Origin of the sequence: Streptomyces sp. NPDC001513, assembly GCF_042894695.1 — a bacterium.
GTDB lineage: Bacteria > Actinomycetota > Actinomycetes > Streptomycetales > Streptomycetaceae > Streptomyces.
The window spans coordinates 81,012-99,078 of sequence record NZ_JBIAVU010000010.1 but is presented as its reverse complement, the minus strand read 5'-3'; the positions used below and the strand labels follow the sequence as shown (position 1 = coordinate 99,078).

Below are 18,067 nucleotides of genomic sequence, written 5' to 3'. Positions count from 1 at the left end.
CGTTCCGCCCCGCCCCTGACGCCCGGATCGCGTCGCGCCGCGCGGGCCGGTCACCCCGCCGGCCCCGCCCGCCCGTTCGCCCCGTTCGCCCCGCTCTCCCGTCTGACCCTTCGCCTGGAACGGACGCCCGTGCCATGACCCGCCCCACCGCCCCCGCCCGGTGCAGCAGACCGGCCGCGCTGCTGCTCCTGCTGCTGTTCGCGCTGCTCCCCGTACCGGCCGCGCACGCGACCCCGGCGACCCTGCGGACCCCGGCGACTCCCGCGACCCCGGCGGAGGACCGGAAGGCCACCTTCGGCGTACAGCCGGCCGGGCCGAAGGAACCCGACGCCCGCGCCCACTTCTCGTACGGGGTCACCGGCGGCGCGGGCCTGCGCGACCAGATCGCCGTCTGGAACTACGGCGACGAGCCGCTCACCGTCGCCGTCTACGCCAGCGACGCCGTCAACACCGCCGACGGCGGCTTCGACCTGCTCCCCGCCGGCCAGGCGCCGAAGGACGCGGGCAGCTGGATCAAGCTGGAGAAGGACTCGGTCACGGTCCCGCCGAAGGCCAACGTCATCGTTCCCTTCACCCTCGCCGTCCCCAAGGACGCCACCCCCGGAGACCACACCGCCGGCATCGTCGCGACCCTGGCCGGCGGCGGCCAGGACGCCCAGGGCAACAAGGTCCGCCTCGACCAGCGCGTCGGCACCCGCGTCTACCTCCGCCTCGCCGGGGAACTGACCCCGCGCCTGGCCGTGGAGGACGTACAGGCCTCGTACGCGGGCACCCTCAGCCCCTTCGGCACCGGCTCGGCGACCGTGACGTACACCCTGCGCAACACCGGCAACGTCCGCCTCGGCGCCCGCCAGGCCGTACGGATCAACGGCATGCTCGGCGGCTCCGTCACCGCGGGCGGTCTCAAGGACCTCGGCGACCTGCTGCCCGGCAGCTCCCTGACCATCACGGCGAAGGCCGACGGCGTGGTGCCCGCCCTGCGTTCCTCGGCCGTCGTCTCCGTCCAGGCGGTCGCCACCCGCGAAGGCGTGGACCCCAAACTCCCGTCCCTGACCCGTTCGGTGTCGCTGTGGACGGTTCCGTGGACGCTGCTCGCCCTGGTTCTCGCGATCACCGCGTGCGGGCTGTGGCTGTGGCGCCGCCGGCGCCTGGCCCGGGCGGCGGCCACCGCGTCGGCGCGCCGGCGCACCACTCCCGAGATCGCCAAGAAGGAGCCCATCGTGCAGTTCACCCGACCCACCCGGCGCGACGCGGCCGGAATCGCCGTGTTCGCCGCCGCCGTCGCGACGCTGGCCGCCACGGCCGCCGTGGCCGTGCCCGGGGCCGCCCAGGCCGCCCCGACCGGTACGGCGGTGGTCAACCCAGCCACGGGCACCGACACCACCAGCGTCGACCTCGCCACCTCGGCGGCCTGCCCGGCGCCCGCCACCAACATCCTGGTGAAGGTGACCGGCAAGGGCTTCCCGGCCGAGGGCAAGAACGTGGTGGGCAACTCGCCGATCTCCACGTACGGGCAGGCCCCGTCGGGCGGCATCGCCGTCCCGCTGACGATGACGATGCGCGACTACGCCAACGAGGCGGGCTTCACCACCCTGGAGGGCCGCTACGACCTGACCGTGGTGTGCCGCAAGGCCTTCGGCACCGAGACGTACGGGGACTTCACCGGGTCGATGTGGTTCACGTCGAACACCGAGTACCGGACGACGGACCCGGGCGGCGGCCAGCCGACCCCGACCCCGACGCCCACGTCCACGCCGAGCCCGACGCCCACCCCGACGCCCACGCAGACGTCGACCCCGACCCCGACCACCACCTCGACCTCCACCCCGGACCCCTCCGGCAGCCCGACCCCGACCGCCACGGCCACCGCGACCGGCGGCGCCGGCCTCGGCCTGTCCACCAACGTCACCACCGGCGGCGCGGGAACCACCACCGGCACCACCGCGGGCAGCGGGACCACCGGCGGCTCCGGCTCCGGCGGCGGCCTGGCCAACACCGGAACGGACGCCACCACCCTCGCCCTGATCGCCGCGGGCCTGGTGCTGACCGGCGGCTCGGCCGTCTGGTGGGCCCGCCGCCGCGGCCTGCTGACCTTCTCGGGCGCCTCCGGCACCCCGGGCAACTGAACGACGGAGAAGGACAGATGACCGCCACCTCCACCGGGCCGGTGGACGTGCGCCCCGGCCCCGCCGAAGCCTGGAAGGCTCCGGCGGGGCGGGCGGCGCGCCCCGCCCCGCCCGCGGGGCCCGGCCTGTGGGCCGCCGGAGCCGCCCTGGCCATCCTCGGCGCGCTCCTCCTCGGCTTCGTCGCCGAGGTCGGCCCGCTCGGCCACCTGCGCCACGAGCGGGACCGCCGCGTGGGCTACGCCCAGCTGCGCGACGAACTCGCCAACGCCACCGCCCCGGTGGGGCCGACGGAGGTCGGCAGGCCGGTGGCCCTGCTGGCCATCCCGCAGATCGGCGTACGGGAGGTCGTCCGCGAGGCGACCACCGCCGAGGTGCTGGCATCGGGTCCCGGGCACCGCCGCGACACCGTGCTCCCCGGCCAGCCCGGCACCAGCATCCTGATGGGCCGCCAGGCGGGCTACGGCGGCCCGTTCGGCGCCATCGGGGACCTGGAGCGGGGCGAGACCTTCACCGTGACCACCGGCCAGGGCGAGCACGAGTACAAGGTGCTGGGCGTCCGCCGCGCCGGCGACCCGCAGCCCGCCGGGCCGAAGGGCGACGCGGCCCTGCTGACCCTGATGACCGCGGACGGCACCCCGTACATGCCGCGCGGGGTGCTCCAGGTCGACGCCGAACTCGTCTCGCCCGCCCAGCAGTCCGGCGGGCGCACCCCCGGCCGGCTGCCCGCCGACGAGGCTCCGATGGCCGGCCAGTCCTCGGCCTGGGTCCCGCTCGTCCTGTGGGGCCAGGCCCTGCTGCTCGCGGCGGCCGCCCTGGCCTGGGCCCGGGTCCGCTGGGGCCGCGCCCACACCTGGCTGGTCGGTTTCCCCGTACTGGCCGCCCTCGGCCTCGTGGTGTCCGACCAGGCCGCCCTGCTCCTGCCCAACCTCCTGTGATCGAGGCCCCCATGACCGAGACGCTCACCCTGCCCCAGGCCACCACCGCGGGTGCCTCCTCCCTGGACGCCCGCGCGATCTCCGCCTGGTTCGGCGGCCGCAAGGTCCTCAACCGGGTCTCGCTGGCCATGCCCGGCGGCCAGGTCACCGCCCTGATCGGCCCCTCGGGCTGCGGGAAGTCCACCTTCCTGCGGATCCTGAACCGCATGCACGAGCTGATCCCGGGCGCCGAACTCGCCGGTGAGGTCCTGCTGGACGGCGAGGACATCTACGCGCGCGGGCGGCGGCTGACGGACGCCCGCCGGCGCATCGGCATGGTCTTCCAGAAGCCGAACCCCTTCCCGGCGATGTCGGTCTACGACAACGTCACGGCGGGCCTGAAGCTCACCGGGGTCCGCGCCTCGGGCGCCGTCAAGGACGACCTGGTGGAGGAGTGCCTCACCAAGGCGGGCCTGTGGAAGGAGGTCCGCGACCGGCTGCGCCAGCCCGGCGGCGCCCTCTCGGGCGGCCAGCAGCAGCGCCTGTGCATCGCCCGCTCGCTCGCGGTCCGCCCCCGGATCCTGCTCATGGACGAACCCTGTTCCGCCCTGGACCCGACCTCGACCCGCCGCATCGAGGAGACCATCCGCGACCTGGCCGACGAGGTCACCATCGTGATCGTCACCCACAACATGCAGCAGGCGGCCCGCGTTTCCGACCAGTGCGCGTTCTTCCTGGCGGAGCAGGGAACCCCCGGGCAGATCGTCGAACACGGTCCCACCCCGGCCATGTTCTCCACCCCGTCCGACCCCCGCACGGCGGACTACGTCGAGGGCCGCTTCGGCTGACGCGACCCGCGGCCGCGGGCGGGGGCGCTACGGGACGAGGTGCCGGGCGAACCAGTCCCGGGCCAGGGCGGCCACCTCGTCCAGGGCGCCCGGCTCCTCGAAGAGGTGGGTGGCTCCGGGGACGATCTCCAGCCGGTTCTCGCAGCGCAGCGCGCGCTGGGCCCCGCGGTTGAGGTCGAGCACCGTCGTGTCCCGGCCCCCGACGACGAGGAGCGTGGGCGCCCGTACGGAGGCCAGCCGCGGGCCGGCGAGGTCGGGCCGGCCGCCGCGGGAGACGACGGCGCCGATCGCGGCGTCCGAGGCTTCGGCGGCTTCGGCGGCTTCGGCGGCTTCGGCGGCTTCGGCGGCTTCCGCGGCGGCCCACAGCGCCGCCGCGGCCCCGGTGCTCGCCCCGAAGTAGCCGACAGGCAGGGGCACACGGCGCCGCAGCCAGCGGGTGGCCTCCGCGAGCCGGCCGGCCAGGGGCTCGATGGCGAAGACGTTGGCCCGGTCGGCCTCCTCGGCGGGCGTGAGCAGGTCGAAGAGCAGGGTGCCGAGCCGCGCCCGGTTCAGCTCCGCCGCCACCGCGCGGTTGCGCGGGCTGCGGCGGCTGCTGCCCGAACCGTGGGCGAACACCACGACCGCCCCGGCACCCTCCGGCAGGGCGAGGTCCCCGGCCAGGGTGAGGCCGCCGGCGTCCACCTCGACCGCGACGGAACCGGCCACCGCACGTGCCAGCAGGGCGACGACCTCCTCGTCGGAGGTCTGGGAGAAGTCCTCGTACCACTCGCCGACGGCACGGAAGGCGTGCGGTGCGGACAGGCACACCACTTCGTCTGCGGCGGTGCGCAGCCGGGCGACGGCGTCCGGCGGGGCCACCGGCACGGCCAGCACCACCCGCGCCGCGCCCTGCGCCCGTACGACCTCGCAGGCGGCCGCGGCGGTGGCCCCGGTGGCGATCCCGTCGTCCACCACGATCACCGTGCGGCCCGCGAGGGCCACCCGCGGCCGCTCGCCGCGGAAGCTCCGCGCCCGCCGGGCCAGCTCGGCCTCCTCGGCGCGCTCGACCGCGGCGAGGTCCTCCGGCCGGACCCGGCTGCTGCGGACGATGTCCTCGCTGATGACGCGTACGCCGCCCTCGCCGATGGCGCCGAAGCCCAGCTCGCGGTGGTACGGGACGCCGAGCTTGCGGACCACGATCACGTCGAGCGGGGCACCGAGCGCCCGCGCCACCTGGAAGGCCACCGGGACTCCGCCGCGGGGCAGACCCAGGACGACGGGATTCTCCCCCCGCAGATGACGGAGCGCCTCGGCGAGACGCTCACCCGCGTCCGTGCGATGGGCGAACAGCACGGTGGTTCACCCCCAACCAGGGGAGACGGAAACCACGCCACAAAATCCACGCTACTCCGCTCCGGTGGCCCCCGCGGCGACCCACACGACGGAGGTGTTCCCGGCGGGGAGTTGGGCGTCGAGCACGGGAACCGCAGTCCCCCCGACGCCCCATCCGAACGGCTCTGACCTGCAAGAAAGCCCTCCACGAAGGGAGGGCTCGGGTGGTGCGGAAAAAGTGCCCCCGGCAGGACTCGAACCTGCGGCCAAGTGCTTAGAAGGGACTCGGCCGCACTGAGAGGAACAGGTCGTTGACCTGCTTCTTTTCTCTCCTAGCGATGCACTCCTGGTTCTCTTCTCGCGTATTCACCGGACGGCACCATTCCGACCGTTGGTGGGCATGTGTGTGAGCCTCTGACCTATCTCGTCTGGCGGAGTGGAGAACCGCGATGGTTGTCCAGTTTTCCAGCCCCTGGTTGCGGGGACGGGCTCGACCTGCGGATTCACGTCGCGGTCATGTCCGGGACGGCATCAGAAGCGTGGTGAAGGTGAGCGGGAGCGGCAGCATCACCGCTCCCGCCGCTCGGAAACAGCCCCGCTAGACGTCGTCGCCCGGCGGCTGCGAGGGGCCGCCCAGCTCGCGCTTGAGCCAGCTGAGGAACCGCTGCGCGGCGGCCTTCCCGGCCAGGTGCATGATGCAGGCGGCGCCGTAGGCGATCGAGGTCCAGGTGATCATGGTGATCGTCTGGCTCTCCGGCTGCGTCTCCCGCAGCAGTCCGGCGACGACCAGGTAGGTGATCGCCGTGGTGTAGGCCGCGAGGACCCAGCGGGGGACGTTGATCCGGTTGCTCGGGATCGGCGGATTGGTCACGTTCATGCTCTCTGAGAGGAATGGATCCGAATGACCGCGGCTCGCCCAGGGCAGGGTCGCCGACCTTGGTCACGACAAGTAGAAGGTGATCCATCCCCGCCGTGGGGGCGTTTCGCCACCATTGTGAGATGCGAAACATTTAGGGAACGAGATCTAGCGCCCACCAGAATCTTCTGGTAGGCGCTGATGATCTTCAGTTGTGGGCTCAACTGCCGAGACGATCCATTGCCCTGGGCGATCGTCAGTCAGGCCCATCCATCTCTCTCACGAACGCGCTCGAGCTTGCTGGCTCTAAATCACGACCGATGAACAGAACAATAGAAGGAAGCGGCGAGTAGCCGCAAGGAAGCTGGGGAATCTAACGCTCTCTCCAGCTTGAGTTCAGCTCACTTTGCACACTTCCGCATGCCTGTGACCTGGGGAAACTTCGCCTCACCTGCTTGTCAGTTCCAGCCGTGGCGAGCTCGCTGAGTGCAACTCGCCTTCGCTGGCGCCGGGAAGCCGCCACTAGGCGTCTGACCAGGTGTTTTCGGCACCAGAAGAGCTGAGGGCTAGCCGCAGGCGGCTCCTGCCGTGGCTACTGGCTTGGCAGAGTGCGACTGGCCAACAGCTGGACTAGCAAGCCGGCAACCCGTTTCCCGGCACTCTCTCCAGCTTGAGTTCAGCTCACTTTGCACACTTCCGCATGCCTGTGACCTGGGGAAACTTCGCCTCACCTGCTTGTCAGTTCCAGCCGTGGCGAGCTCGCTGAGTGCAACTCGCCTTCGCTGGCGCCGGGAAGCCGCCACTAGGCGTCTGACCAGGTGTTTTCGGCACCAGAAGAGCTGAGGGCTAGCCGCAGGCGGCTCCTGCCGTGGCTACCGGCTTGGCAGAGTGCGACTGGCCAACAGCTGGACTAGCAAGCCGGCAGCCCGCTTCCCGTCTAGTCGGAGGTTGGGTCTGCATCGTTCCTGGCTACTTCTCCGCTCTTCGGTGAGCCGTCAAGCGGACCTTGTCGAGAGTTGTTCTCGCTGGTCAGAGGCTGGGTAGGCACTCTCGAGCCCCCCATGCCTGCCCAGGAGTCCAGGCATCTCTGGCTTGGTTCGCCCTGATCTCCTTTCAGCGTTAGCCCTCAAGCCATCATTGACCTGCTGGAGGGTGCACCGGTGCAGGCGGAAGGCCTTCAGCAACGCAGCCGCCGTGTCCAGGCTCGACCTTCCGTAAGGGCGTGTCGGTGGCAGTCGCCAAGGCTGGCCGTACGGCATCGACAGCTTCGCCCCTACTGGCCTCATGTACCGATGTAGATCGTTCAGTGTCGCGTTCGCCGTGACCACCCCCTCACGCACGGGCCACCGCAGGTGATCCACCAGTACTCTCAACGCGGTCGCACACCCTGAGGGCTCTGACTCAGGCAGAAGCGTTGACGAGACCCCCCGCCGTCGCGACGACGGGCGGGGTCGCGTCCGTCGGAGGTCGCTGACGGCTGCTTTGACGCCTACTCGGTGCCCCGTGCTCCAGCAGCCTGCTGTGGGCCCCGAGCCAGTGGTGTGATCGCTCCCATAACGGCGACACCGGTGCTGATGGGCAGGGCGAGCTCGGGAAGAAGCGAAACGCTGGTGACGACCGCGAGAGTCACGAGCCCGAGAACGATCGCCCAAGTCGGGGGGCGGAACCGCTGGGAGTTTTTGTGGTGGACCCGTACATTCATTGAGACACCTTCTTCGTGAGATGCGATGAGGAACCTGGGTGTGGGAGCGGCCTCCCGTAGCACCGGGGGGTCGCTTGCCGTTTGGCGTGTCGTCACTCTGCTTGATGCGTAGGCAACTTGGGCTAGGCCCCTTCAGACCCTTTGGCCCGGTTGTAGTCTGTACACCCGTACGCGGCGGCATCGCAGGTCAGCGTCATATCCCGTTGCGGGCCAAAGGGTCAGGAGCATTCACAGCCACCTCGTAGACCCTTTGGCCCGCTTGTAGTACGTACACCCGTACGGGGCTATGCCGCAGGTCAGCGCCGTATGTCGTTGCGGGCCAAAGGGTCAGATGGGGGGGCGAAGTGCCGAGGAATGCAAGTCGTCGTTCGGGGCGGATGCAGAGTCTGGCGGCTGTGGAGGGGCGACTTCGGCGCGCTCAAGCTGGCTTGTACGACCTTCAGGTTCGAGGTGCTGGCCGCATCTCGGCGGTGCGGATTCGGTCGGCTCTGATCACAGGGCACCCGTATAGTCCGTCCCCCATAGCGCGCATTGCAGCGCCGCGAGGCATCAATTTGCAGGTTTATCTGCTCGCCCTTTTTGAGGCTCAGACTCGGCGCCGCGCTGGCAAGGCGGGACCTTGCCCACTTCCCCTATTCGGTGCGGGGAACGAGATTTCGTGGTCTAGTCTCGTTGTGTCCACTGCGAAGCAGAACATGGAAGCCGTCACGCCCGTTACGGCTTCGCAGAATCGAATTCGTCAGATTAAGTCCGCGATCAAGCGGCTTTCTGAGGAAGGCTTGGCTGTCCGTAATGCCGGGGATGCTAGCGGCCCCTCACCCTTGATGCTGCTGCACGAGTCCGGAACTCTAGATCCGGATAGGAATGAGTACTACATTCCTGAACGGCGTGAGCGCCCCCCGTCTATCCTGTCGCTTCCATTTCAATTTTTCGTGAGGGGGTGGGTGCACCTCCTGACTCCATCGGAGATTCGCGTCTACCTGATCATGCGTCATTTGGCGGCACGCTTCCCAGGTGCCCATGAGGCCCGGGGGGTTTATCTGACTGAGCGGGACCGGGAGTGGCTCTATGACATATCGCGAGACGTCTATGAATCTCACTTGACGCTTGCCAGATTTGGCCTGATCGAGAAGGTTGAAAATCCCTATCGGCACCCGGATGGAAAAGTTGTGAATTTCGGAGAATTTCTCAGCAAGGGTGGTGTCGTCTCCCCTCACCGTTTCAAGGTATGTCCGGATTCGGCGCTCTCGGTTTCGGCCTTCGAGCGAATCTCTAAAGCCCTCTTGAACTACCCCCCTACTTTTTCTCAGATGGTGCAGAAGGGGGATTTGTGATGCTGGCGTCGTGCGCTGCTATGGTTCGCCGATCGGCTAGAAGGGGGAGACTCCAGGCTTGGCCGCCTAACTAGCTGAGGGCGCAATCAGCCTGCTCGTGAAGCCTCTGTCGCACAACCGCTGATAGGCGTCGAGCGCGGAGGTGGGCACTCTCATTTCAATCATGAAGCCCTCCTCTGGGTAGACCAGTAGCCGCTGAAGGGCGCCAACGAGCATGTCGATGACACGCTTCGGATCGCCGATGCAATCGACGTATTCCATGAACGTCATCGGTGTTGACGCGCTGAGAACTTCCACTTCTGGCCAGAGCTTCCGGGCTGTGGCGTACGCGCGTCGCTCTTCGTACGGCTTGCTGACCAGCAGTACGGATTCGATGGGGCGGCCGGCGTCCTTCAGCAGGGCCCGGGTGAGTCGGATGTTCTCACCGGTGTTGCGGGCGTTGGGCTCTACGAGGACGTCCTCAGGCGGGACGCCAAGCTCCAGCGCCCGCTCGCGGTAGTGCACCGCCTCCCCGCGAGGCATCCGGGCGCGGGTCGTTGGGCTGGTGGCGCCCGTGAACACGATCAGGGGCGCCATGCCGCGCTGGTACAGGTCGACCGTCGTGTCGGCCACGCCGAGATCGTGGCTGCCGAGGCCGACCGCGACTGAGCAGGGGCGCGGCTCGTGGTGCATCTGGTGGAACTCCCAGATAAGTTCCGCGTCCGCCCACACCTGCTCAGAGATCACTTCTGTTCGCCACCCTCGGCCGAGTCCGGGACTTTGAACTCATACTCCCAGGCGAAGCGCGACGCGGCGTGGACCCCTATGGCGAACTCAACGACCGTTCCGTCTGCGGTGTACGTCGTACGGTGCAGCTCCACTACGGGCTCGCCCGTCGGCAGCTTGAGCAGCTTGACCTCGTCGGCTGTGGGGACGCGCGCGAAGATGCGTTCCTTCATGTGGTCGATTTCGTACCCGGCGTCGTAGAGGACCCGGAAGCCTCCACCGCGGCCTGCCGGCCCAGGGGTGGGGTCCACGATGCGCGTGCCCTCGACGTGCTCGGGGCGGTAGTAGCTGGTGAGGGTATGCGTGGGCTGCTCACCCTCCTTCACGAGGCGAGCGCGCGCGTATACCTGGGCGCCTGCAGGTAGGCCGTGCGCCTCAGCCGCAGGAGCGGGTGCGTCGATGAGGCTGACGGACTGGGTCTGCTCGCCGCGCCGGTAGGTACGGCCGGAGGCGACGCGGTCCGCGATGAACGCGACCTCGTCCCCGTCGCGCCACTTCGCCTTGTCGTAGCGGCTGATTCCGATCCGCTTCAGCGGCGTCTGCGCGCGAACCATCGTCCCCACGCCGCGCGACGACGTGACGAGTCCCTCGGCCTCCAGGGCCTTGTAGGCAGCGTTGACGGTTGCCTTGGAGCCTTCGCCCGCCTCGACCAGGTCGCGAATCTGCGGCAGCAGTTGGCCAGGGGTGTAGTCGCCGTTCTTGATCTGTTCGGCCAGCCTGTCGGCCAGCTCTCGCCACTTCGGTGCCACCGGGCACTCCTCTCGACAGAGCCAGTTTCCCACAGTCCTAGGACATTGACAGTCCTAGGACTGAAGTGTCATGGTCTTCCTAGGCGCAGCCAGTCCTAGGACAGGAGGTGCTTCTTGGGGGGCGTACTTGGCCTGCCCAAACGATCCACAAGGGGCCCGGGACAGATCGGGCTGAGGGCGCCCGGGCCCTGGTCATTCACCGGAGGGCTTAGACCGAAAGGTCACGTCTCCATACGCCTACGCCAGGTCACAAACCTGAAGGAGACATGTGTACTGCTCGACCTTCCGTGCCGTTCTCGGTGCGGCCGGTTGCCTCCTCCGCTCGTCTAGTACGGGCGGGGTCGCAGGGAGCCGAGTACATCCGCTCCACCCCCAACGCAGTGCAGCCCCCGGCGTGTCCGCGCCGGGGGCTGCTGAGTCCCGTTCCTCTCTCGAAGGAGCAAGACCCATGAAGTCCATCGCTGCACTTCACGACGTTGTTACCCCGTGGTCGGACGGCTTGGAGCCGTCTGCTGCGGAGCTGGACGCGATCGAGTGGGAGATGCCGCTGATCATGGCGGACGTCGACCTCCTCGACGCGGAGATCGCGGTTCTGGACCGGGCGCCGTCGGAGCTCGACGAGCGGCGGATCCGCCGGGCCCGCCGCAAGAAGCTGGCTCTCCGCCGGGTACTGCTGAACCAGGCCGCCGCAGCGGCCGCCGCGAGCATGCCGGGCGGTGCCGCATGAGTACTCCGATCACCCTCTCAGCCCTGGGCGCTCCGTTGATGGCGCTGCGCATCTTCGCCGACGTCTACCGGCACCTGCCGGCGCCGTGCGTGTCGGTGTCCACGGTCTACCCGGACCTGCTGGAGCTTTCCTTCCACGACGACCTCGACGGGTTCGAGACGTGGCGTGAGGCTCTGGGGATCCCGTCCCGGAGCGTGTCTCACGGTGTTCAGGGCGGTGGCCATACCCACGTCTTGAAGGCTGAGACCAGCTACTCCGGCGGGTGCGTGCGGCTGATCGGCTACGCCCGGATCCACACCGCCGACGAGGAGCGTTCACGGGCGGAGGTCACGCCGTGAAGGATGTTCAGATCCGTTCATCCGAGCGGGCCCTGTCGGTCGGAACGTGGCTGATCGTCGGCGGGGCGATGCTCTACTCCGTCCTCACCGTCACCCCACTCATGGCCGACCACACCCCCGCCGCATGGCGGTGGACGGCCCCGATCCTGCCCCTCGTCGTGGACGCCGCGGTCGTCATCGTGGTCCGCCTCGACTCCGTCCTGGCCCGCCTCGGCGGGCACGGCGGCGCATGGCCGGTGGCGCTGCGCTGGATGACCGGCGCCATGACCCTCGCCCTGAACATCGGCGCATCCGCGCTGGCCGGGGACCTGGTCGGGGTCGCAATCCACTCCGTGGCGCCGCTCCTCCTGATCGTGACGGCGGAAGCGGGTCTCGCCTACCGGCGGGCCATCACCGCCGCCGTGCGCGGGCTCGAAGAGCGAGACCGCGCAGAGCGGCAGGCCCGCGAGCAAGCGGCCGAGGCCCGGGAGGAAGCTCGGCAGCAGCGGGTCCGTGAACGCCGTGAGCATGAGGCGTCCCTGGCCCGTGAACAGCGTGAACACGAGGCCCGGCTGATCCGTGAGGAAGCCGACAGGCAGGCTCGCATCCGCCGCGAGGACCAGGAGCGGGCCGAGGCCGCCGAGCGGGCGGAGCGGGCGGCTCGTGAACGCCGTGAACACGAGTGTGAACAGCAGCAGGCCGAACGTGAACGCCTTGAGCGCCAGGCCATGCAGCAGCGCGAGCTGGAAGCCCAGGAGAAGGCCGAGCGTGAACGCCGTGAGCGGATCCGTGAACAGGAGCGGATGGAGCGTGAACGCGCCGCGCTCCTCGCGGCCGGCCCGCCGGCGGAGAAGCTGCCTGAGGAGCAGGCCCGCGCCACCGTGGCCGCTGCGTTCGCGGCCGGGGTGCCGGTGAGGGTTGCCGCGGAGCTGTCCGGCTGGTCCGTTGGCTGGGCTTCCGCCCGTTACCAGGAACACCGCGACGCCACCGCCACCGCCGCTCCGGCCCTCGGTCGATGAGCACCCTTCCCGCCTACCGGTGGCGCCTCGCCCCCGATGGCCTGGCCACCCGCCGCCAGCTCCGCGCCGCCGGCCTCCGCCCCGGCGGACAGGAAGTCGTCGCCCAGCTGGAGCGGCCCCGTCGCCGGCGGGGCCCGCTCGTCGCCTTTCTTTACCGGGTAGAGCTCGCTCGCCCGGTCCGCCCGGTGACCCCGGCCAAAGCCGCCGCGCTGGCCAAGGCGAACACCGCCCGCCGCACCTGCCCGACCTGCCGCCGCGATGCCGGATACGTCATCCCCGCTCGGCTTGGCGAGTGCGTCCCGTGTGCCTTCCCCGAACAGTGCGCCGCCTGAACTTCCCGTCTCTCGTTAGGAGTTCTGCTGTGTCTCGTCGTACACGGCCTTCGGCCACTTCGACCGTGCACATCCCCCGTCAGCGCGGGCGGCGGGAGCCGGTCATCCTCGTCGTCACGTCCGAGCCGCCCCCGACGCTGACCATGCGCGCCGTGCTGGCTGTAGGCCGGTGGGCGTGGAAGCACCGCCGTGCGTGGCTGCCCACCGGCATCTCCAGCGTTCTCCTCGTGGTGACTGGGGGCGTTCACCTGATCGAGCCCCGCACGGCATGGGCCTTCGCCGCGCTCGCACTGGCCCCCGTCGGCGTGTGGGTGTGGGGCATGCTGCGCCGCCGGCCGACCTCCCGGCAGGCCGCGCTCTGGCGGGCCCTCCTCGCCGGCTTCGCAACGGCATCCGCCACTTGGCTGGCGCTCGCTGCCGGGTTCGGGCCTCACCGGCCGGCCCTATTTCTCTTCTGGGCCGTGCTGACGCTGACCGCGCAGGTCGGCTGGCTCGTCGCCCGTCACCTGACCTTCGTGAGTGAGAAGGAGACCTCCTGATGGCGAACACCACCTCGGGCATGAACGGCGGCGCCGGATGGAAGACCACCGGCGGACCGCAGCAGGCCCGTACGCAGCGTCCCCGGTCCGCGCCTCGGGCCGGCGCGAACGGCTCCCAGACCAAGGTCAACAACAAGACGTTCTCGCCCGGCTTCACCCTGAACATCGACGCGGGCGGCCGCGGCAACAACGGCGGCCGCCACGCCGCCCCCGCCGGGAGCGGGCAGGGCGGCAGCCGGGCGCAGTCGCTGCTGCCAGCGCCGGAGTTCACCTCGCCCGCGCAGGTCCGCCAGTACTGCAACGCCGTCCGCGCCGCCGGGGTAGCCCTGTCGATCGAAGTCGCGATGGGCGCGGAAATCCTCAAAGCCACCCTCGTCCAGGTGCCCGACCCCGACGGCCGTATCGGCGGCTCCCGCTTCCGGGCAGCGAAGGTCGCCCGGAAGATGCAACGCGCAGCCGACGCCCTGCGGGATGCGGCGAAGAACGCTGCCGCGACCTACGCCCTGTTTCAGCAGGAGTACGAGGAAGAGATCAACCGCGTCCGCCACCGCGCCCGCCCGTCGCAGCCGCGCATGGACTGGGGCCAGCTCTAGAAGGGAGAGAAGTGGTGGCAACCGCTGACCGCACCACTGCTGAGCAGCAGTACGAAGACCAGCTCCGCGGCGCCTCGGACGGCGCCGGCATCACCGGGTACATCCTCCACCGGGCCAAGCCCCACCTCCCGCCCTGGCTGTGTGTCGGCGGCATCGGCCTCGGCTCCCTCGGCAGCCTGCTGTGGGAGGGCAGTGCCGCGGCCGGCGTCGGCCTCACGCTGGCGTCCGTCGCGCTGACGGGGGTGACGTGGTGGGCGGGGAAGGCGACGGGGCAGCAGCGCCGGCTGCACTCCGCCATCACCGTGGCCGCGGGTTCGGCGTGGCTGACGGGGGCCTGCCTGGCCGGGCCCCTGACCGGGCCGCTTCCCGACCTGTACCTGATGGGCGGTCCCGCGCTGGCGCTGTCGTGGAACATCCGGATGGTGCTGCGCCGCAACGTCGACAGCACCGCGGCCGGTGGCACGGACAAGGGGCTGCTGGAGAAGGTCGGGCTGGCGCGGGCGCAGATCGGGGCCACGTCGGTGGAGCCGAACCGGGTCACCGCGAAGATGGCACTGGAGGCGGGCGAGCAGACCAACGACGACGTGTCCAAGGTCCTGCCCCGGATCGCGTCCGCACTCGACCTGCCGAAGTCCGCCGTCCGGTACATGCCCGACCCCGACTCCGCCCGCCGCGGTGACCTCGTCATCGTCCCCGAAGACATGCTCGCCCAGGTCGCGGAATGGGAGGGCCCGTCCAACCTCGGCGGCTCCATCGCGGAGCCGCTGGTCATCGGCCGCTACGACGACGGCTCACCCCTCGTGATCTGGCTGCCGGGCGATCCGGAGATCAAGCGGAACAGCACGCACGTGCTGATCGCGGGCGGCACCGGATCCGGCAAGGGCGAGACCGCCCTGAACCTCATGACGGAGATCCTCTCCCGCCGCGATGTCCTGCTCTGGGTCAGCGATCCGAAGATGTTCCAGGACTTCCGCCCGCTCCTGCCCGGCATGGACTGGTCGGCCGAGGGCGGCCCGGACACCGAAGTCATGGTCGAGGCCATCAAGGTCGTCATCCCCGCCCGCACGCGCTGGCTCGGCGCCCACGGCTACCGCCAGTGGATCCCCGCAGCCGCGCAGCAGCAGAGCGACCCCGCCCACTCCTGCCAGCCTGGCCGGGCCTGCGGGTGCGAGGGGATGCCGTTCCTGGTCACGTGGATGGAGGAGGCAGCCAACACCCTCAGGCTGATGGGCGACGACGCCTTCACTGGCATCGCCCAGGAAGCCCGCTCCGCTGGCGTCTCCCTGATCGTCTCTCTTCAGCGCCCCTCGTACGACCAGATGTCCACCTCCACCCGCGCGTCACTGCCGTCCGTGATCGCCCTCGGCTGCGACCCCCGCGACGAAGGGTTCTCCCTCCCGGACACGGTCATCGACGCCGGCGCCCACCCCGGCGCGTGGGGAAACCGCCGCCCCGGCTACTGCTACGTCGTTTCCCCGGGTATCCCGGAGGACCGCTACCCGTCCCCGGGCCGCACCTTCGCCGTCCCCCACACCGCCACCCCGACCATGGAAGCCCTCGCCGGATGGGCGCAGCACAACGGTCCCACCGCCGACCCCATCACCGCCGGCGCCGCCAAGGCCGTGGCCGGACAGAACTACCCCGGCCGCACTGTCCCCGGCGCCGCGCCCGTGCTCCGCCTGGTCACCGACGAGGGAGACGCTGGCATGGAAGCGGAATCTCACGGACTGCTCGTCGATCCGGAAGACGCCGGCATTGCCCCGGAAGCCGACCTGCCCGGTGGAGAGGACGGGGACGATGCTCCGCTGTGGGAGTCCCCGGGGTACAAGCCGTCTCCGGAGGAGGCTCGGGAGCTGTTCGCGGACGCGCTGGAAGAGTTCGAGACGGCCGGGCAGATGGTGGTCGGGCCGAAGGACTTCATCGACTGGTGCGACCGCCACAACCTCTCCCGCCCCTGGGTATCCGCCCGCCTGAAAGACGCAGCGCTGGACGGCCGGCTGGAGCCGACTTCGGTCACCGGCAGGTGGCGGATCGTCCCCCAGCTCGTCGAGGCCTGACGCCTGACACTCCCTGACACCGTCAGGGACCCGTGACACCCAAACCCCTAGGCAAACCCGCTGTCAGACCCCGTGACACCCGCCGTCTGACACCCCCTGACAGTCCCGCCTGACACCTCGCCCATCGGGCCCGCGCCACCCACCCTGGCGCGGGCCCGACCCATACCCGGGAGGCATCCCCATGCCGCACGAGCCCGCCATCCACCACCCCGAACCGATCACCTGGTACCCCGCCCCGACTGACCACCCGGCAGCCCCCGTGCCCGTACTCACGGAGCAGGCGGGGATCCGGCTGGTGACCCTGCCGAACGGCACCCGCACCCTCGCCTACACCCACCCCACCCCGATCGAACTGGCCCCCGCGCCGGTTCCCGCCGCAGGTGTTCCGGCATGGGCCAAGACGACCGCGCTCCTCGCCCCGACCCTCGGCGGCGGGATCGGGGCGGCCGGAATCGGAATCTCCTACGCCGCCCCCGGACTGATCGCCATGGCCAACGCCCTCTGGGCCCTCGTCGCCCTCATCGCCGTCGGCGTCGCCCTTCCGCTCCTGGCCCGCGTCGGCCGCGGCGGGGCCGGGGCGACCACCCACATCACGCAGAACATCACCGCAACCGGCCTCTTCGGCCGCGCCACCGGCACCCTCAACAACCGCTGAATAGCGGAAGGCGACCCCCGCACCGATGGCAGGGGGCCGCCCTCATCCAGCGCCTACTGGAGGAATCCAGCATGACTCAACCGATCCACGTTCCGCACGGGTTCAGACGTCGACCGCCACCTGCGCGCCGGCACTCTGACCGGGGATGAACGCCTGACTGGGGGCGCGGTGCATGTTCCAGTGCTCCGCGATCCACTCCTGGTGCTTCTTGTCGAGGGACACGGCCACCGCCTGGCCGTGGAGGGTGTCGTAGGCGGGGAAGGCCCGCGTGTTGGGCGCCACGTCGAGGGTGAGGGTCTTCGGGTCGATGGCGATCTCGCCGAGGTCGAACAGCCGGTGGACGTCCTTGCGCAGCAGCAGTCCGCCGCTCTCGTGGTGCTTGGCCTGGTCGGCGTAGCTGTAGAGGTGGGCGGCGTCCAGGACGGCGGCGGGCATCGGCCCGGTGAACGCGCAGACCTCACCGAAGTGGTCCAGCAGGGAGGCCCGGAAAGCGGCCTGGCCCTTACGGACCCGGGCCATGCGCTCGGAGAAGCCGTGGGTGATGACCGAGCGCGCCTTCTCCACGATCTTCAGCGAGGTGGCGTTCTTCCCGGTCTCCACCCGCGAGCGGAACTCGTCCCAGCGCAGCTCGCGCACGGCGTTCTGCGACTTGGTCTTCACGCACAGGGCCCGCAGCTCCGTGCCGGAGACGTGGCCGCGCAGGTCGACCCAGCCGGCCTCGTGCCGGCTGCGGTAGGTCTTCACGTCCACGATCTCGATCACGGGATCGGCGAACGCGTGCTTGCACGGCTTGTTCCAGCAGCGGAACGGCAGCGGGTCCTTCTTTCGGCGGCCGGGACCAGCCGTGCCGCACTTCGGACAGCGGGTGATCGTCTTCTTCCCGGCACCGACCGCGATGTCCTCGATGACGGACAACCCCAGCAGGGCCTTGCCGTTCCACAACACGATCGTGTCCCCGACCTGGATCCTCTCGCGGTTCGGGACCTTGTCGTCCCAGCTGTAGTGGCTGCTGGGGTGATCGTCATAACCCTGGCCCACGCGCTTGGCGCTCTCACCCAGGTACATCAGCCACGCCGTCAACTGCGACTCCCTCCACGCCCGAAACCCGTCCCCCGTGACCAGCCGCGCATGGCGGCTCGGTCGGACGGCCCACGCGATCAACGTATCGGGCACCACTGACACTCCCGCCCGCCGCGATCTCCACCGGCGCAGGACACCGGCGC

The 18,067-nt window shown here is 70.1% G+C and carries 17 protein-coding genes; 12 read left to right on the top strand and 5 right to left on the bottom strand.

The genetic code is table 11. The features are described from left to right. Positions 1–134: 134 nt before the first annotated feature. Genes ACFYZ4_RS22970 through ACFYZ4_RS22960 form a run of 3 tightly spaced genes read left to right on the top strand, consistent with a single transcriptional unit; the run spans position 135 to position 3,888 of the window. On the top strand, positions 135–2,126 hold the full coding sequence (locus ACFYZ4_RS22970) for a WxL protein peptidoglycan domain-containing protein (protein WP_390784701.1): 1,992 nt from the start codon (positions 135–137) through the stop codon (positions 2,124–2,126). A 17-nt stretch (positions 2,127–2,143) separates the two neighbouring features. Then, positions 2,144–3,061 (top strand): sortase, encoded by a 918-nt coding sequence (locus ACFYZ4_RS22965; protein WP_390784700.1) that lies wholly within the window; start codon positions 2,144–2,146, stop codon positions 3,059–3,061. Between the two features lie 11 nt (positions 3,062–3,072). Then, positions 3,073–3,888, top strand: coding sequence for a phosphate ABC transporter ATP-binding protein (locus ACFYZ4_RS22960; protein ID WP_351591660.1), 816 nt, complete (start codon positions 3,073–3,075; stop codon positions 3,886–3,888). A 27-nt stretch (positions 3,889–3,915) separates the two neighbouring features. On the opposite strand, the gene ACFYZ4_RS22955 is transcribed toward ACFYZ4_RS22960, so the two are convergent. Beyond that, the gene (locus tag ACFYZ4_RS22955) at positions 3,916–5,220 is read right to left on the bottom strand and encodes a phosphoribosyltransferase family protein (RefSeq protein ID WP_390784699.1); all 1,305 of its coding nucleotides are present in this window, start codon (positions 5,218–5,220) and stop codon (positions 3,916–3,918) included. A gap of 577 nt (positions 5,221–5,797) precedes the next feature. Then, positions 5,798–6,070, bottom strand: coding sequence for a hypothetical protein (locus ACFYZ4_RS22950; protein WP_390784698.1), 273 nt, complete (start codon positions 6,068–6,070; stop codon positions 5,798–5,800). A gap of 2,361 nt (positions 6,071–8,431) precedes the next feature. On the opposite strand from ACFYZ4_RS22950, the gene ACFYZ4_RS22945 reads away from it, so the two are divergent. After that, positions 8,432–9,091: a hypothetical protein gene (locus tag ACFYZ4_RS22945; RefSeq protein WP_390784697.1), complete on the top strand. Its 660-nt coding sequence runs from the start codon at positions 8,432–8,434 to the stop codon at positions 9,089–9,091. 66 nt (positions 9,092–9,157) lie between these two features. Here ACFYZ4_RS22945 and ACFYZ4_RS22940 read toward each other — a convergent pair whose 3' ends face one another. Beyond that, a complete protein-coding gene (locus tag ACFYZ4_RS22940) occupies positions 9,158–9,817 on the bottom strand; it encodes a YdcF family protein (RefSeq protein WP_390784696.1) in 660 nt (219 codons plus the stop codon). Continuing rightward, positions 9,814–10,605: a GntR family transcriptional regulator gene (locus ACFYZ4_RS22935; RefSeq protein WP_190029996.1), complete on the bottom strand. Its 792-nt coding sequence runs from the start codon at positions 10,603–10,605 to the stop codon at positions 9,814–9,816. Before ACFYZ4_RS22935 ends, ACFYZ4_RS22940 begins: the two co-directional genes overlap by 4 nt. A gap of 448 nt (positions 10,606–11,053) precedes the next feature. On the opposite strand from ACFYZ4_RS22935, the gene ACFYZ4_RS22930 reads away from it, so the two are divergent. The 8 genes from ACFYZ4_RS22930 to ACFYZ4_RS22895 all read left to right on the top strand — a co-directional run bounded on the left by ACFYZ4_RS22930 (position 11,054) and on the right by ACFYZ4_RS22895 (position 16,844). Then, positions 11,054–11,332 carry a DUF6284 family protein gene (locus ACFYZ4_RS22930; RefSeq protein ID WP_390784695.1) on the top strand — a complete coding sequence of 93 codons (279 nt, stop codon included), beginning with the start codon at positions 11,054–11,056 and terminating at the stop codon, positions 11,330–11,332. Beyond that, complete coding sequence (locus ACFYZ4_RS22925; protein ID WP_390784694.1) at positions 11,329–11,670, top strand: hypothetical protein; 342 nt, start codon at positions 11,329–11,331, stop codon at positions 11,668–11,670. The genes ACFYZ4_RS22930 and ACFYZ4_RS22925 overlap by 4 nt, the downstream gene beginning before the upstream one ends. Further along, the gene (locus tag ACFYZ4_RS22920) at positions 11,667–12,668 is read left to right on the top strand and encodes a DUF2637 domain-containing protein (RefSeq protein ID WP_390784693.1); all 1,002 of its coding nucleotides are present in this window, start codon (positions 11,667–11,669) and stop codon (positions 12,666–12,668) included. The genes ACFYZ4_RS22925 and ACFYZ4_RS22920 overlap by 4 nt, the downstream gene beginning before the upstream one ends. Next, positions 12,665–13,000: an RRQRL motif-containing zinc-binding protein gene (locus ACFYZ4_RS22915; RefSeq protein ID WP_390784692.1), complete on the top strand. Its 336-nt coding sequence runs from the start codon at positions 12,665–12,667 to the stop codon at positions 12,998–13,000. Before ACFYZ4_RS22920 ends, ACFYZ4_RS22915 begins: the two co-directional genes overlap by 4 nt. Before the next feature lie 65 nt (positions 13,001–13,065). Continuing rightward, positions 13,066–13,539: a hypothetical protein gene (locus ACFYZ4_RS22910; RefSeq protein ID WP_390784691.1), complete on the top strand. Its 474-nt coding sequence runs from the start codon at positions 13,066–13,068 to the stop codon at positions 13,537–13,539. Beyond that, positions 13,539–14,132 (top strand): plasmid transfer protein TraA, encoded by a 594-nt coding sequence (gene traA, locus ACFYZ4_RS22905; RefSeq protein WP_390784690.1) that lies wholly within the window; start codon positions 13,539–13,541, stop codon positions 14,130–14,132. Before ACFYZ4_RS22910 ends, traA begins: the two co-directional genes overlap by 1 nt. An 89-nt stretch (positions 14,133–14,221) precedes the next feature. Continuing rightward, a complete protein-coding gene (gene traB, locus ACFYZ4_RS22900) occupies positions 14,222–16,189 on the top strand; it encodes a plasmid transfer protein TraB (protein WP_390784798.1) in 1,968 nt (655 codons plus the stop codon). Positions 16,190–16,370: 181 nt separating this feature from the next. Further along, on the top strand, positions 16,371–16,844 hold the full coding sequence (locus tag ACFYZ4_RS22895; RefSeq protein WP_390784689.1) for a hypothetical protein: 474 nt from the start codon (positions 16,371–16,373) through the stop codon (positions 16,842–16,844). Positions 16,845–16,946: 102 nt separating this feature from the next. Here ACFYZ4_RS22895 and ACFYZ4_RS22890 read toward each other — a convergent pair whose 3' ends face one another. Beyond that, positions 16,947–17,924 (bottom strand): HNH endonuclease, encoded by a 978-nt coding sequence (locus ACFYZ4_RS22890; RefSeq protein WP_390784688.1) that lies wholly within the window; start codon positions 17,922–17,924, stop codon positions 16,947–16,949. Positions 17,925–18,067: the final 143 nt, after the last annotated feature.